The sequence below is a fragment of the Flavihumibacter profundi genome (assembly GCF_020076305.1).
Lineage (GTDB): Bacteria > Bacteroidota > Bacteroidia > Chitinophagales > Chitinophagaceae > Flavihumibacter > Flavihumibacter profundi.
In genome coordinates, this window is record NZ_JAIQXE010000003.1 from 639,385 (window position 1) to 653,879 (window position 14,495).

Here is a 14,495-nt window from a genome sequence, read left to right on the forward strand (position 1 = left end):
TTTCTCATCGAAATGACGATGTCCTGTTAGATGAATCCGCCATCTGGACCTGCCTGAAAAGGTTAAATCCCTGTTTATTGAACTCATTATCAAGGGCCAGCACAATATCCCGTTTTTCCTCTTTGGTAAGGTGAAAATTCAGGGCGGCCTTTGAATCTTCCTTTACTGGTGTATACTGGAAACTGAGTTTATGAAACTGGTTTCCCATCATATCAGCAATAAACCCAAGCTGTTCATTTTGATTGTATTGCTGCATTTTATACCAATTATATTGCAACAATAACAAAGGTTTGGTCACCACTTCGGAAATATCTTTTGACTCGAAAGGATACTCCCATCCGCCACCGCGCCTGTCGCGGATTTGCAATAACACAACCCCGCCTGTATTTTCCCGAATCCAGTCGCGGAATACATTTATAAACCGCAATGCAGTTTCCAAACCATAATTATCCCTTAATCCAGCATCCATCACGTCTATTTTAGGTTCGGTGGGTAACCATACATTAGGCAGAACATATGGGAAAGTAGCGTTCATCCGGAGTGCCGTGAGTAAGCGCAGGTTCATGGGATCCTGCTTTGAAAATAAAGCAGCAAAATCAATAGCATCAGGATCCCGGCTATCCTGCAGCGAGCTGTCGCCAGCCGGTTTCATCAGGAAACTAAGCGGTAACGTGCTGATCAGCATTTTACGGCCGTCCCGGGTAATCACCGAATTGAACAGCATGTTCGGAATCACTGCAGCGCGTTCATCTGCGGCGAGTTCACTAAGTTCATGGTCCAATAAAAACCTGGTATTCCTGTTTAGTTTTTGTTCGAAAGAATAAGCCCTGTCTTTTACATATTCATATTCTCCCACTTTGAATTTTTGGGCAGGCGCTGCAAGGTCCCGCGCAATAAAAGAAGAAAAAGTGGGGTTTAGCAAATCCTTTGAAATATCATCCAGGTACTGCCGGTCCTGCAAATTAACAGGGTAACCCATATCCTTACGGCGGGCCAAAGCCCTGAAATAAGCAGCCCCAAGCATTCCGCCTGATGCACCTGTGATCATAAAGGTTTGCCGCATAAGGTGCCCATGGGATATGCTATCCAGTTTCTGCATTATCCCCATAGTAAATGTTGCACTGCGTGTACCCCCGCCACTTACCGCAATAAGGTATAAATATGGTTTTGCAGCTTTTTGCCTGGCTTTCCAATTCTCCAGCACCCGGATCATTACTTTTTTATCGGCAGCCACCTTTTCGGGAGTACTTAAGCTTTGCAGGTTTTCAGGTGTATACGCAGCACGGGCAATATCTTTCCTGTAATCCAATCCATATGCTTTATTTGTCGGATCAATGATACCGTAGCGGTACATTAAATTCAGGAAAAGAAATAGTATGACCGCAAATGGCACACTCCAGCTTTGCAAAAAATAGGAGAAAGCGCCAACAACCGCTACCAGGATAGCCAGGAAAACGGTTACGCTTGCAGCAGCGGGCAACTGGAAGATTTCATAATCGAGTAAAAAGCCGAGGAGCATCAGAAACAAAAAGGCAATAAAAATAGACAGCACTGCTGAAAAGTGGTGCCGGTTGAAAATATTCTCGAGGAACTCTTTACTATAGTGCGCCACGTCCCGTACAGCTTTCACCGAACCCCTGCCACTCAGGTAAGTCGTTACTTTAATCAGCCTGCTGCCACCGCTATTTAAAACTATATGAGGTTTTAATCCACGGTGAAAAGGCACCGGAGATGGCGAGAGGTTAATCATATTTCGTGAAATATGCATGTCTGCTCCAAAAAAATAGCCAAAAGAAATGGCAATAAGCAGAATTAGACCAGACAGGAACCCAGTAGTCAGCACCAAAACTTCGCCGACAGTCATCAGTTCCTTGTGCATATCAAAGTTCACCACCCTGATGAAGTAGAAAAGAAGGAAAACAAGCGGGATGATGGCATTATTAATACAATACTTTAAAAAAGGTCTTGTGGTTGTTGCCAGAAACCTGAAATGGCGGCTGAACAGGATGAATGTGGTGATATTCCAGCTCATAATGAATATGCCAATGGCAATACCAACTATGGCCGCACTGATTGCATCCACCCGTCCCATATATTCCGGGGACAGGTAAAGGGAGTTAACACCAAACGCACTCATGAAACTACCGTTCACAGCGCCGAATAGAATAAACCAAAAGAGCAATAATATCTGGAACTTCTTAAAGTGAAGCAGGATCAGCTGAACCGGGAAAGAATAAAATATGGCTTTCAACTTCTGCTTCATAACGCTTCAATATAGTGTTATAAACGCTTAGACAAGTGGTAAATTATGCCTGCTGCCTCCGTTTACCGAAAAGATAATACATGGCCACAAGTGATAATAACAGGAACATTGCTACCAGCTGGTGTAATTGCGCCATCCATTCAAAATTACCCCAATGGCCGGGCACTATCCCCTGGCTGGTCAGCACAGATAAAATGCCTAGCATCACCTGTACGACAACTAAAATAATTGGCGACCTGTTCCATTTTTTAATGAATGCCGGATTATCTGCCTGGCTTGATTTCCGGTACCAGAATATAACCAAAATAGTAATCAGGTATGCAAGGTTACGGTGCACAAAATGAATGGTTACCGGGTTGTCAATAAAGTTCAGCATAAGCGGACTGTCACGCCACAGTGAATCTGGCCACCACCGGCCATTAATTGTTGGCCATGTAGGCGCAACAGTAGCAGCCTTGTGACCGGCCATCAGGGCTCCATACATCAGTTGTAACCCAAGCAATACCAGCACAATAAGGGTCAATTTCCGAACCGGGGAAGATTCAGTCCGGTCTGTGTCCTGCACCAGTAACCGTAGTGCAAACCAAAATGTGTAACAGAGCAATCCGAGAGCAAGGATAAAATGTAATGCAAGACGAGTAGGCTTAACATAAACCGCATTGCCAGTCAAACCACTTGCAACCATGATCCAACCTACAGCGCCCTGTAATGCCCCCAGTAAAAACAATACCAGCAAAGGGTTGACCATATCCTTCCGCAAGAACTTTTTGGCAACCAGGTATACAAAACCAATTATAAAGACAAAACCCAGGAGCCTGGCCCAAACGCGGTGGAACCATTCCCAGAAAAAGATGAATTTAAAATCCTGCAGGTTAAACCCTGTATTCAACAAGCGATACTGTGGGGTTTGCTGGTATTCCTGGAATTTCTGCAACCATTGCTGTTCATTCAATGGGGGCAAGGCTCCTGTAACCACATCCCATTCAGTAATGGATAGGCCCGATCCAGTAAGCCTTGTTATTCCACCAAGTAATACCTGAACCATGATCATTCCCACGCCAATAAGCAGCCATATTGCCACTGCCCGGTTGCCTTTCTTAATTAAATTATCCATCATAGGGTTGCAAAGTTATTTTATACCATTCACCTGCCAATACTTTGCAACAAGAAAGGATTAAAAGAGCTTATTTATGCTCCGTTGGTAAGGCCAGGAGTGGTATATGCACACCGTCTGCAACCCGCGAAGTAATACTATAGTTGAATAGTTTTTCCAATACCGTCCGTTCATGTACAAACATGAGCAAAACAGCCTGTGAATAGTTAGCAGTAAACTGGACCAGGTTGCGCCATAAAGGCAAGTCGTCTTTTTTTAGCACCAGGTGCAGTTTTACAGCCGGGTAATCTTTCCTGAAAGAATCTGCCAAATCCTGTTCAGCTTCAGGAATGGAACTAATGGTAACAAGTTCAGGTGAAGCCTGCAGCCAGTTTGCCCATTTCAACACATTTCCCATAAACCTGCCGGTTTCCCGCAACGAAATAGCTGCCAATACTTCCTTAAACAGCACAGGTTGCCATGTACGGGGAATAGCCAGGACAGGGAAAATGGCGTGGTTAATCATTGTAGAAGTGTTTGAGCCCCAAAACCTGTCCAGCGCATTTGTTGCACCATGGGTGCCCATGATGATAAGTTCAGATTTACTCAGCAACATCTGGTTGATGATACCGCCATTGACCATAACGCTCTCTTTTACAAGACCGGAAATCTCCAATGGCTCATCACCAATACAATGCTTTTTACGAAATGCAATAGCTTCGTCGAGCTTCTGCCGGATAAAATCAGTATCCGTTTTATGGGCAGGATAATTCCAGCCTGCAGGATAATCTCTTATCACTTCCGCATTGGTAATATGTAACACGATAATGCTGCGCTTCGCCTGTTTAGCAAGAAGGATTGCCTGATCTAAAGCTGCGGCAGCATTTGCTGAAAAATCGAAGGGAACTAAAATATTTGCCATGGATGAAGGATTATTCTATATCAAGTCACAGACTTTTCACCAGATAAAGACAATTTACCAGCCAGGGGAAATTTCTTTACTGACAGCATAACTGAACTTTAGTTCAATATACGTCAGAAATCAGGCTGTTCCTTTTAAAATTTTATGCCAGTACAGCCAGGGTAATACATATTTTTTAAGGGCCCACATGCTCCACCGGGGTTTAGATTGATCAAACGGAAATGTTTCATCAATAACATTATCATAGTCAAATTCTGCCAGTATCAATTTTCCATAACCTACCACTAAAGGGCAACTGCCATAACCGCTATAGCTTCCCTCCAGGGCCTTTCCATCAATTAAGCTAAGGAGGTTCTTCACCAGGACTGGAGCTTGTTTGCGCACTGCCGCGCCGGTTTTGGCATTTGGAGTATTTGTAACGTCACCAATGCCGAAGATATTCCTGAAAGTAGTATGCTGCAGTGTATGCTTGTCCACATCAACCCAACCCGCTTCATTGACCAGTTTGCTGCTTTTAATAAAATCCGGAGCACTTTGTGGCGGTGTTACATGGATCATATCAAAATGCTTCACCACAGTTGAGGAAACGCCCTGTGCATCAATAACTTTAAAAGTCGCTGTTTTTCCGGGTCCGTCTATTGCAATAAGGTCATGTTTAAAATTCAGGTTAATCCGGTACTCATTAACCTTTTTCATAAGCTCATCTGCATACTTTTTAATACCAAAAATAACACCCCCTGCTGTTACAAATTCCACTTTTACCTGCTGGTTTCCCAAACCATGTTTGCGGAGGTAATCAGCAGCCAGGTACATGATTTTCTGGGGAGCACCTCCACATTTTACAGGGGTACCCGGACTTGTAAACAATGCTGTTTGGCCGGCTTTTAAGTTTTTAAGGCATTCGAAGGTATAGTTCGCATATTCGAAAGAATAGTTACTGGTTACCCCATTTTTTCCCAGGGTTTCTTTCAGTCCCTGCACCTGGTTCCAATTCAATTGGATTCCAGGGGCCACAACCATATAATCGTAAGTGTAGTTTGCACCACTATTGGTGGTAACCTGGTTGGATTCGGGCTGAAAACTAACAGCCGCTTCTTTTATCCATGTTACTCCTTCAGGCATTACTGACGCTTCAGGCCTGACAGTATCTTTCAAATCAAATACCCCACCCCCGACTAGCGTCCAGGCAGGTTGGTAAAAATGTTTTTCTGAAGGTTCGATAATGGCAATATTCAGGTTTCCCCTTTTTATCAGTAATTGTGCTGCTACAGAAATCCCGGCATTACCACCACCAATAATGAGGATCTGATAATGATTGTTCATGGCAATACTATTATTGCATGAATGTAGCCATTGGCCGGATCTTAATAGGTGACCAGTATCACATACCCATAAGATAAAAATCAAAAGATAAACTGATCCACGACCAATTTAATGTGGCAGTTTATCCCTGAATTTTCCATATACCCAGGTTCCGGCGATTGCACTCAACAAGGTAACCGCAATAACAGTTGCACCGCTTCCAATTTGGGCAAACAGCGGGCCGGGGCAGGCGCCGGTGATAGCCCAGCCAAAACCGAACATAAGTCCGCCAAAAACCTGACCCTTGTTGAATTTTTTAGGGTGTATGCTGATGGGCTCGCCATAAATAGTTTTTAAATTAAGCTTCTTAATCAACAATACTGACACCATACCCACAATAACTGCAGACCCTATGACACCATACATATGGAAGCTTTGCAGCCTGAACATTTCCTGTATCCTGAACCAGGAAATAATTTCGGCTTTAACAAGAACAATCCCAAAAACGATACCCACAGCCAGGTATTTCAAATTATAAAGCATGGGCTCGTCTTTCTGCATTTCATTAACGCACATCGCATCGAGAGACCTCACTTCGAAATCGGTATTATCTACTTCCAGCGGATCGGTTTTTAAAAATGGTGCATTACCCATATTTTCAGATAGCTTAAAGTGAAAGAATAAGTGGAAGGATGAAATTCGCCATAATAAATCCACCGGCCATAAAACAACAGGTCGCTACGAGTGAGGGCCATTGCAGCGTGCTTAAACCCATGATGGAGTGACCAGAAGTACAACCTCCTGCATAGCGGGTTCCGAATCCGACCAGGAATCCGCCACCAACCATCATAATTAATCCGCGAATTGTAAATAACTGTTGCCAGCTAAATACCTCGGTGGGCAAAAGTCCATGGTAATCTGCAATACCATATTTACCCAACTCATTAACCAGGTTGGCATTCACCGCAATTGGAGAAGGGTCAGCTAAAAATTGCGCTGCTATTATGCCCCCTAACAAAATCCCGGATACAAAAAATAAATTCCAGATTTCCTTTTTCCAGTCATAATGGAAAAAGGGGATTTTTGCTGGTATACAAGCGGCACAGATATGCCGTAATGAAGAGGAAACTCCAAAGGATTTATTCCCCATGATCAATAATATAGGAACCGTTAAGCCAATTAAGGGCCCGGCAACATACCAGGGCCATGGCTGCCTAAGCCAATCTAAAAAATTCATGACACAGTTAGTTTATAACAAATAGCTATAACCAGGCTTATTAACCGGAAAGAGCTGACTTTAATACGGATTCAATTTGACGGGCCTGAACAACACCACTTTGCCGCCATTTCACCTGCCCCTGCTGAAAAACCATTAAGGTTGGAACACCCTGTATGCCATATTTCTGAGCTGCACCAGGATTCCTGTCTACATCTACCTTGATGATCGTAACAGCATCCCCCAATTTGGCTTTCACTTCTTTCAGAATGGGCGCCATCATTTTACAAGGGCCGCACCACTCAGCAAAAAAGTCCACCAGAACCGGCTTTTCTGATTGGATAATATCATTAAAGCTTGACATAAAGATAATTTAAATAATTTATTTCATTTTACCTCTTCAAAGGAGATATCTTTTGTTGCGTCTTCGTTCCGTTTTGAACTTTTAAAATTTGGCGCACATGCTATTCCACAGCATCCTATGTTAAAAACTGCCATTGCCGATAAAAAGACCCCGGCAGCTGCCAACATGGGATCCCAGTCAATAGCTACCTGGACTAAAGCATATAAGCCAACAGCTAACCTTAAAAAGCGCATCCAGTTCCAACCATGCAATATCTGCTGCATATAATTACAATTTTTTTATGAGCTTGTTCCATGGCCCACCGTTATACACTTCAATTCCGGACTTTTCGATCTGGGCCTTAGCCATGCCACTCCGGGCACCGCTTCTGCAAACAGTAATCAGCGGTTTGCCTTTTTTCTTTAGATCATTAATCTTTTTAGGCAATACATTCAAAGGAATATTTACAGAGCCGGGGATATTACCTGATGCAAATTCCTCTTCAGTTCTCACATCTATTATCAGGGCACCGCGTTCTTTGATTGCTTTGAAATCGACTGGCTTACCGAATAAATTCTTTAAAATATTAAACATCGTTTTCCCTTTACTTATTTAAAAATCACAACTGCCATAACCTATAACAATGTTGTCGGGCAAACATACTTAGTCACTTTAAATAAATTACTTTCCTTAATAGCCTTGTAGCCGCCCTTTACATCAACCAGGTTATCAAATCCCCTGGCCCGCAGGATAGAAGTAAAAATCATAGACCTGTACCCACCAGCGCAATGCACGTAATAAATCTTATTCTTATCGATCTGCGCCATGCTTTCATTCACAAAATCAAGTGGTGCATTTTCTGCCCCAACTATATGTTCACTCAGGTACTCACTTTTTTTTCTAACATCAAGAATGTGCAGGTCTTCCAGCTTAGCCTTAGCAGCCATTCCTTCTGCCGTTACAGATAGGATCTGGTCGACTTCTTTTCCGGATTTCAACCAGGTTTCAAATCCCCCTTCCAGGAACCCAATCGTATAATCATAGCCAACCCTGGCCAGCCTGGTTATCACTTCTTCGATCCTTTCAGGTTCGGCAACTAATAAAAGCTGCTGTTTCACATCCGGAATAAGGGAGCCCACCCAAGGGGCAAAATTACCATCAATACCGATGTTAATAGAGTTGGGAATAAATCCTTTAGCAAATGAAGCTGCATCGCGGGTATCCAATATTAAAGCACCTGTTTCATTAGCTGCTGCTTCAAAAGCTTCTGCATTTAATGCATGTTGCCCGCGTTTCAACACCTTATCAATGCTATCATATCCCTGCTTATTCAGCATCACATTCAGCGGGAAATAAGCGGGTGGAGGTGTCAGTCCTGCAGTAACTTCTTTTACAAATTCTGCCCTGGTCATATCTTTTCTCAAAGCATAATTTGTTGCTTTCTGGTGACCCAGGGTATCAGTTGTTTCCTTACTCATATTTTTGCCGCAGGCACTCCCGGCACCATGTGCAGGATAAACAATAATATCATCAGCCAATGGCATGATCTTATTGCGAAGGGAATCGAACAGGGTTTCTGCCAACTGTTCCTGGGTTAAGTGCGCTGCCTTCTGGGCGAGGTCGGGACGGCCAACATCGCCAATAAATAATGTATCTCCAGAAAAAAGTCCAATTGCTTTTCCCGTTTCATCCTGCAACAGAAAGCAGGAGCTTTCCATGGTATGCCCGGGCGTATGTAAGACCTTAATAGTGAGCTTTCCAACTTTGAGTATTTCACCATCTTTTGCAATATGTGCGCTGAAGCTTGGGTTGGCTCCCGGACCATAAACAATTTCCGCCCCGGTTTTGCCTGCCAGGTCTAAGTGGCCGCTAACAAAATCAGCATGAAAATGTGTCTCCAGTACATACTTGATTTTAGCACCATCTTTTTCGGCCCTGTTCAGGTAGGGCTCTACTTCCCGAAGCGGGTCAATCACTACTGCTTCCCCCGCACTTTCAATATAATATGCGCCTTGTGCAAGGCAACCGGTATATATTTGTTCAATTCTCATATTGAAAATTTTCTGTTTGTATTGTACATGCAAATTTGAAGGAGAAACAGCCTTTTAACTATGACTTTTGTCACACTCGGTTAAACCTTTCACTGCCTGCCAGTAGGTTCGGGTTTCCTTTGGAAAGCCCGACTTAACTAAGTTTAATGATCTCTATGGAATTCCTGTTAAGTCGCACTTTCCCTAATTGTTCCATTTTTTTAAGCAGGCGTGAAATCACTTCCCGGGAGGAATTCAGTTCATCGGCAATTTCCTGGTGGCTGAGGGGGATAATATTAGTCTGCAAGGTCTCCTGGTGTTTTTTCAGGTAAAATTCCAGCCTTTCGTCCATCGCCTGGAAAGCGATATGGTCAACCGTGCGAAGTAATTCTTCAAATCGGGCCCGGTATGTTTCCATTACGAACTTAGCCCAGGACCGGTATTTAGTCATCCACTCATCCATAAAGTGAAGGGGAATAGCAATCACTTCTGTATCCTTCACAGCCTTTGCCATTATTTCACTGGCTTCCTGTTTCAGCGCGCAAACCATACTTAACGCACAGGCTTCCCCAGGTTGCAGGTAATACATAAAAAATTCATTACCCTGGTCGTCTTCACGATACACTTTTACCAATCCGTCAAGGATCAGCATGGTGCTTCTGAAGTATTGCCCTGTCTTCATTAATTCATCACCGGCTTTGAAATACCTGATTTCGCTATTTTGATTAATTTCTTCCCTAAGTGATGATTCAAAACCGGGAAAAAGCCGATTGATTGTTGGTGTAGACATTTCAGCAAATTTACAATAAAAGAATCTTCTAAATTTGGCCCTATGCTGCGAGCTTACTACCAGGAAGAGTTATTGGAAGCCGGCTGCGATGAGGCAGGAAGAGGTTGCTATGCAGGCCCTGTGTTTGCAGCTGCGGTAATACTTCCTCGTGCGTTCAACCATCCCCTCCTGAATGATTCCAAGCAGGTAAAGGAAAAACAACGCTATGAACTGCGCTCTGTTATTGAAGAGCATGCTATTGCATGGGGGGTAGCGGCATCCTCTGAAGAAGAAATTGACCGGATAAATATACTGCAGGCATCATGGCTGGCCATGCACAGGGCTATAGAACAGTTGGCAACCCGTCCCGAATTATTATTGATTGATGGAAACCGATTCAGGGCTTATCCGCATATCCCACATCGTTGTATTGTCAAAGGAGATGCACTGTTTACAGCAATAGCTGCTGCAAGTATCCTTGCCAAGACTTACCGGGATGACCATATGCGGCAGTTGCACCAGCAATACCCGCAATACGACTGGAAACAAAATAAAGGCTACGGCACAAAAACACATCGTGATGCAATAGAACAATTCGGGCTTTGCGAATACCACCGGAAAAGCTTTCAGATAGACCCGTCAAAATTTGGAGGGAATACGCTTATTCTTTAAAGCCTGGAAAGTAATTTCTCCTTTGCCAATAACCATTCCGACTTTAACAGGCTGTAATAAACCGAGTCCCTCCTCCTTTCACCAGGCATAGCCATATGGCTGCGAAGAATACCCTCCTCCGTCATACCCAGTTTTCTTATGGCAGCCCTTGAACGTTCATTCAATGCGTCGGTTTTTATTTCCACCCTTTCAAAATGCAGTGTTTCAAAGGCATACTGCAGCAGCAGGAATTTACAATGGGTATTAATTCCCGTTCCCCTATACGCTTCACCGTACCAGGTCCAACCAATTTCAATACGCTTATCGGGAAAGGATATGTTACCGAAACTGGTGCTGCCAGCCAAAGAACCGTTTAACCTGTCGATTACTACAAATGGAAACCTTAGCTGTTGTTGCTGTTGAACGAATGCTTCCTCCATCCATGCCTCCAGTTGGGGCCTGTTATCCAGGCGCCGGTTGAACCAGGTCCACAGACCGGGCACCTGGGATAAAGCCCAGAGGCCATCAATATCATTAGGCTGCATATTTCGCATAATCACCCTGGTGGACTGCAGCTGAAGGCTAGGCTGAAAAAAGTCTCCGTATATCATAAAACATTATTCAATAATTTCCCATTCCCCGGCTCCCTGCCGCAAAACTATTGGGGGTTCCTGTACGCAATCAATTATGGTAGAAGGCACCCATCCGCCAATACCACCATCAACCACCAGGTCAACCAGGTTACGGAAGTTTTCCTGCATTAATTCTGGGTCAGTATATTCCTCTACCATCTCGCCAGGTAAAGAGGCACTTAGAATTGGCCTGCCTAATTCCTGAACAATAGTGCGCGCGATATTATTACCCGGGACCCGCAAGCCAATTGTATCTTTTTTGCTTTTCAGCAATTTGGGCACTTCCCGGCTGGCCGGCAGGATAAATGTATAAGGACCAGGTAAATGGCTTTTTAATAAGCGGTATAATGGCGTTGAAATAGTTTTAGTGTACTTGCTAAGGTCACTAAGGTCATAGCAAATAAAGGAAAGCTGCGCCTTTTGAGGATCAACCTGTTTTATACGACATATCCTTTCAATAGCCTTAGGTTGGAAAATATCACAACCAATTCCGTATATTGTATCTGTTGGATAAATGATAACACCTCCTTTCTGAAGTGTTTCTACTATAGTTTTAATTGCCCTGGGCTGTGGGTTGTCGGGATGCACATGAATAAGCATGAACTAAGTTAGGAAGTTTACTGCTGTTCTTTTTTAACAGTAGCCTATTCGTTAAACTTTAAAATCTTATTAGTTTTGCCAGCTAAATAACTACACCATGCTATTAAAACCGGTAGATGTAGTTGATAACATAAACCCTGCATCTTTCAAGTCAGATTATTATGAGACCATGCAACCCGTGGTTATCAGGAATCTTTCAAAGGAATGGCCTGCTTTATCGAAGTGGAACTGGGATTACTTTAAAAATTTATTAGGTAATATAGAGGTTGGTGTATACAATAATATTAAAAGCGATGCATATACGCCGGTTAATAAAGCCGATGATTATATGCAGTTTGGTGTTTACCTGGACCTGGTAAAGCAGGGGCCGGTTGGGTTGCGCATCTTTCTTTTCAATCTTTTCGCCCATGCACCAAACCTGGTACAGGATTTTACCTGGCCCGAAGAGCTTTTAACAGGCTTTGTCAAACGGTTCCCAATGCTATTCATTGGTGGTGCAGGCTCAGTAACACATATGCATTTTGATATTGATATGTCACATATCCTGCACACCCAGTTTATAGGCAGAAAGCGGGTATTGCTCTTTCCTTTTGAAGAACAACACCATCTATACAGGAAGCCCTGGGAAGTACTAAGTTTAGTCAACTTTGAAAAATACTATGACCCTGCTTCCAGCAAACTAAATATTGACCAATATCCTGCGTTAAGGAAGGCAAAAGGGTTTGAGGTAATCCTGAACCATGGCGATACCTTGTTTATGCCAGCAGGCTACTGGCACCATATGGAATACATTGACAGCGGATTTGCCATGAGTCTCCGCGCCATGCAAAATACTGTTGGCGGTAAATTAAAAGGGGCATGGAACCTGATCGGAATGCGTAATATTGACACATTGCTTAAAAAGACAGCACCGGAATGGTGGTATAACTATAAAAAAGAGAAAACTTTTGAAGCTGCGGGCCATTAAAAAACGGTAATTTCTTTTGCAGGAACGTGACGTTCATAATAAGTGGAAAAAAACATTTATCTTTTTTGGAATAAATGTTGCGTTGTATTCATTCAGGCTTTAATTTTAGGCATCACTTGTAGATCACTTCACAGTATTATCCAATTTCCACGTCAGACTAAGCATTTCTTCAACCTATCCTTAAGGCCAAATCTGGAAAAACCGACCTGATCAAATATTCCCTTTGAACATACAGTTTATTAATTTAATCCACCTGGTGGAGCCAACCACTTATGTAGATTATTGAAAACCCATATATCACCTCTTTCTTTTTGTGGTTTCAGAGGTAAGCACAGGCCGGCGATGTCCATCGCTGGCTTTTTTTGTGTAAGTGGTGAACGGTAAACTGTGAGCGGTGGTATACAAGGAAAAAGCCACCTTATTCAGGTAGCTTTTTTATTTGTAAGAAATTTTCATTTTAATGTTTCTTACCGCTTACTTATTACCAATTTCACGCAATCGTCCATACCTCATTCCCTCTTAGCAGTTTATCCAGGTTGCCCTTGCCTTTAAGGGCAATGGTTTCTTCAATTTGCATTGCCATTACATCTTCGTAGCAAGCCCTTCCAGTTTCGAAGAAAACGCCAAAAGGACGTGGCATATGCCCTTCTTTTGATGGGTCATCAAACAGGCGCACAAGGATTTGCGCTTTATAGAAATCAAACTCATCATGGATCCAGCAATCATCAGCACTAGCCCCACTATTCAAATCAACAATAACCGGCTTCATTCCATCTAACTTTATCCCTTTATCCTTCGCAGCGCCAAACAACAGGGGCTTACCCTGTTCAAGGAATAATGCCTGTTCCGGCTTAGTCGATTTTTCTGTAAATATTTCAAAAGCACCATCATTAAAAATATTGCAGTTCTGGTAGATCTCCAGGAATGAAGCCCCTTTATGCTTGTAGCTTCTTTGCAGCATTTCCTGCAAATGTTTCGGATCGCGGTCCATGCTCCTGGCGATAAAGCTGGCATCTGCCCCCATTGCCAGCGCCAATGGATTGAATGGATGGTCTATCGACCCAAATGGAGAACTTTTGGTAATTTTATGCTCTTCAGAAGTAGGGGAATACTGTCCCTTTGTTAGACCATAAATCTGGTTATTAAACAGCAATATATTCACATCAAAGTTTCTGCGGAGAAGGTGGATGGTATGGTTTCCACCAATACTCAGGCCATCGCCGTCGCCTGTAACGATCCAAACACTCAATTCTGGCCGGGTTGCTTTCAACCCACTGGCAATGGCGGTAGCCCGGCCATGGATGGAATGCATGCCATAGGTATTCATATAATAAGGGAAGCGGCTGCTGCAGCCAATACCAGAAATGATCACAATATTTTCCCTGGGAACGCCCAGTCCGGGCATTATTTTCTGCACCTGGGCCAAAATGGAATAGTCTCCGCATCCTGGACACCAGCGCACTTCCTGGTCTGTGGCGAAATCTTTAGCGGTAAGGGCCGGTATTTGGTTGGCAATTGTCGTATTCATATCCTCGGAATATAGCGTTAAAGGTACTAACTATTCCCAAAGTTTTCAGTACGAATAAGGTTTTGCTTTCTGGACACAGGGAATAATAAAGGGGGTCCCTAAGGACCCCCGGAATTAACCAAAACAAAAATTGCCATCTGAAAATTAAAATGAGCCTTATCCAAGATTCAGCCAGATAT

16 protein-coding genes are annotated in these 14,495 nt (G+C 43.3%); 2 read left to right on the forward strand and 14 right to left on the reverse strand.

Annotation, left to right across the window (positions count from 1 at the left end; all coding sequences use genetic code 11):
- Window positions 1-4: 4 nt before the first annotated feature.
- The 11 genes from LAQ65_RS17425 to LAQ65_RS17475 all read right to left on the reverse strand — a co-directional run bounded on the left by LAQ65_RS17425 (window position 5) and on the right by LAQ65_RS17475 (window position 9,959).
- Window positions 5-2,263: a patatin-like phospholipase family protein gene (locus LAQ65_RS17425; RefSeq protein WP_224118282.1), complete on the reverse strand. Its 2,259-nt coding sequence runs from the start codon at window positions 2,261-2,263 to the stop codon at window positions 5-7.
- Window positions 2,264-2,306: 43 nt separating this feature from the next.
- Window positions 2,307-3,380: a COX15/CtaA family protein gene (locus LAQ65_RS17430; RefSeq protein WP_224118283.1), complete on the reverse strand. Its 1,074-nt coding sequence runs from the start codon at window positions 3,378-3,380 to the stop codon at window positions 2,307-2,309.
- A gap of 67 nt (window positions 3,381-3,447) precedes the next feature.
- Window positions 3,448-4,278, reverse strand: a complete 831-nt coding sequence (locus tag LAQ65_RS17435; protein WP_224118284.1) for a universal stress protein — start codon at window positions 4,276-4,278, stop codon at window positions 3,448-3,450.
- 120 nt (window positions 4,279-4,398) lie between these two features.
- Complete coding sequence (locus LAQ65_RS17440) at window positions 4,399-5,601, reverse strand: NAD(P)/FAD-dependent oxidoreductase (protein WP_224118285.1); 1,203 nt, start codon at window positions 5,599-5,601, stop codon at window positions 4,399-4,401.
- A 108-nt stretch (window positions 5,602-5,709) separates the two neighbouring features.
- The gene (locus tag LAQ65_RS17445; RefSeq protein ID WP_224118286.1) at window positions 5,710-6,234 is read right to left on the reverse strand and encodes a DUF6691 family protein; all 525 of its coding nucleotides are present in this window, start codon (window positions 6,232-6,234) and stop codon (window positions 5,710-5,712) included.
- Window positions 6,235-6,247: 13 nt separating this feature from the next.
- Window positions 6,248-6,817 carry a YeeE/YedE family protein gene (locus LAQ65_RS17450; protein ID WP_224118287.1) on the reverse strand — a complete coding sequence of 190 codons (570 nt, stop codon included), beginning with the start codon at window positions 6,815-6,817 and terminating at the stop codon, window positions 6,248-6,250.
- A gap of 40 nt (window positions 6,818-6,857) precedes the next feature.
- On the reverse strand, window positions 6,858-7,160 hold the full coding sequence (gene trxA, locus LAQ65_RS17455) for a thioredoxin (protein ID WP_224118288.1): 303 nt from the start codon (window positions 7,158-7,160) through the stop codon (window positions 6,858-6,860).
- Between the two features lie 23 nt (window positions 7,161-7,183).
- Window positions 7,184-7,423: a hypothetical protein gene (locus LAQ65_RS17460; RefSeq protein ID WP_224118289.1), complete on the reverse strand. Its 240-nt coding sequence runs from the start codon at window positions 7,421-7,423 to the stop codon at window positions 7,184-7,186.
- Between the two features lie 4 nt (window positions 7,424-7,427).
- Complete coding sequence (locus LAQ65_RS17465) at window positions 7,428-7,733, reverse strand: rhodanese-like domain-containing protein (protein WP_224118290.1); 306 nt, start codon at window positions 7,731-7,733, stop codon at window positions 7,428-7,430.
- 41 nt (window positions 7,734-7,774) lie between these two features.
- The gene (locus LAQ65_RS17470) at window positions 7,775-9,190 is read right to left on the reverse strand and encodes an MBL fold metallo-hydrolase (RefSeq protein ID WP_224118291.1); all 1,416 of its coding nucleotides are present in this window, start codon (window positions 9,188-9,190) and stop codon (window positions 7,775-7,777) included.
- 133 nt (window positions 9,191-9,323) lie between these two features.
- Window positions 9,324-9,959: a Crp/Fnr family transcriptional regulator gene (locus LAQ65_RS17475; RefSeq protein ID WP_224118292.1), complete on the reverse strand. Its 636-nt coding sequence runs from the start codon at window positions 9,957-9,959 to the stop codon at window positions 9,324-9,326.
- A 42-nt stretch (window positions 9,960-10,001) separates the two neighbouring features.
- Here LAQ65_RS17475 and LAQ65_RS17480 point away from each other — a divergent pair, with 42 nt between their 5' ends.
- Window positions 10,002-10,610, forward strand: a complete 609-nt coding sequence (locus LAQ65_RS17480) for a ribonuclease HII (RefSeq protein WP_224118293.1) — start codon at window positions 10,002-10,004, stop codon at window positions 10,608-10,610.
- On the opposite strand, the gene LAQ65_RS17485 is transcribed toward LAQ65_RS17480, so the two are convergent.
- Window positions 10,607-11,200, reverse strand: coding sequence for a GNAT family N-acetyltransferase (locus LAQ65_RS17485; RefSeq protein WP_224118294.1), 594 nt, complete (start codon window positions 11,198-11,200; stop codon window positions 10,607-10,609). The two genes, LAQ65_RS17480 and LAQ65_RS17485, sit on opposite strands and share 4 nt — an antisense overlap.
- A gap of 6 nt (window positions 11,201-11,206) precedes the next feature.
- Window positions 11,207-11,821 (reverse strand): L-threonylcarbamoyladenylate synthase, encoded by a 615-nt coding sequence (locus tag LAQ65_RS17490; protein ID WP_224118295.1) that lies wholly within the window; start codon window positions 11,819-11,821, stop codon window positions 11,207-11,209.
- Between the two features lie 97 nt (window positions 11,822-11,918).
- Between LAQ65_RS17490 and LAQ65_RS17495 the strand changes: the two genes are divergently transcribed.
- Window positions 11,919-12,788, forward strand: coding sequence for a cupin-like domain-containing protein (locus LAQ65_RS17495; RefSeq protein WP_224118296.1), 870 nt, complete (start codon window positions 11,919-11,921; stop codon window positions 12,786-12,788).
- 490 nt (window positions 12,789-13,278) lie between these two features.
- On the opposite strand, the gene LAQ65_RS17500 is transcribed toward LAQ65_RS17495, so the two are convergent.
- Window positions 13,279-14,316, reverse strand: a complete 1,038-nt coding sequence (locus LAQ65_RS17500; protein WP_224118297.1) for a 2-oxoacid:ferredoxin oxidoreductase subunit beta — start codon at window positions 14,314-14,316, stop codon at window positions 13,279-13,281.
- Window positions 14,317-14,495 lie beyond the last annotated feature (179 nt).

What these genes read in the sequence shown, in the direction of transcription:
- LAQ65_RS17425 (WP_224118282.1), bottom strand. Translation starts at nt 2,263, where the DNA reads ATGAAGCAGAAGTTGAAAGCCATATTTTATTCTTTCCCGGTTCAGCTG.
- LAQ65_RS17430 (WP_224118283.1), bottom strand. Translation starts at nt 3,380, where the DNA reads ATGATGGATAATTTAATTAAGAAAGGCAACCGGGCAGTGGCAATATGG.
- LAQ65_RS17435 (WP_224118284.1), bottom strand. Translation starts at nt 4,278, where the DNA reads ATGGCAAATATTTTAGTTCCCTTCGATTTTTCAGCAAATGCTGCCGCA.
- LAQ65_RS17440 (WP_224118285.1), bottom strand. Translation starts at nt 5,601, where the DNA reads ATGAACAATCATTATCAGATCCTCATTATTGGTGGTGGTAATGCCGGG.
- LAQ65_RS17445 (WP_224118286.1), bottom strand. Translation starts at nt 6,234, where the DNA reads ATGGGTAATGCACCATTTTTAAAAACCGATCCGCTGGAAGTAGATAAT.
- LAQ65_RS17450 (WP_224118287.1), bottom strand. Translation starts at nt 6,817, where the DNA reads ATGAATTTTTTAGATTGGCTTAGGCAGCCATGGCCCTGGTATGTTGCC.
- trxA (WP_224118288.1), bottom strand. Translation starts at nt 7,160, where the DNA reads ATGTCAAGCTTTAATGATATTATCCAATCAGAAAAGCCGGTTCTGGTG.
- LAQ65_RS17460 (WP_224118289.1), bottom strand. Translation starts at nt 7,423, where the DNA reads ATGCAGCAGATATTGCATGGTTGGAACTGGATGCGCTTTTTAAGGTTA.
- LAQ65_RS17465 (WP_224118290.1), bottom strand. Translation starts at nt 7,733, where the DNA reads ATGTTTAATATTTTAAAGAATTTATTCGGTAAGCCAGTCGATTTCAAA.
- LAQ65_RS17470 (WP_224118291.1), bottom strand. Translation starts at nt 9,190, where the DNA reads ATGAGAATTGAACAAATATATACCGGTTGCCTTGCACAAGGCGCATAT.
- LAQ65_RS17475 (WP_224118292.1), bottom strand. Translation starts at nt 9,959, where the DNA reads ATGTCTACACCAACAATCAATCGGCTTTTTCCCGGTTTTGAATCATCA.
- LAQ65_RS17480 (WP_224118293.1), top strand. Translation starts at nt 10,002, where the DNA reads ATGCTGCGAGCTTACTACCAGGAAGAGTTATTGGAAGCCGGCTGCGAT.
- LAQ65_RS17485 (WP_224118294.1), bottom strand. Translation starts at nt 11,200, where the DNA reads ATGATATACGGAGACTTTTTTCAGCCTAGCCTTCAGCTGCAGTCCACC.
- LAQ65_RS17490 (WP_224118295.1), bottom strand. Translation starts at nt 11,821, where the DNA reads ATGCTTATTCATGTGCATCCCGACAACCCACAGCCCAGGGCAATTAAA.
- LAQ65_RS17495 (WP_224118296.1), top strand. Translation starts at nt 11,919, where the DNA reads ATGCTATTAAAACCGGTAGATGTAGTTGATAACATAAACCCTGCATCT.
- LAQ65_RS17500 (WP_224118297.1), bottom strand. Translation starts at nt 14,316, where the DNA reads ATGAATACGACAATTGCCAACCAAATACCGGCCCTTACCGCTAAAGAT.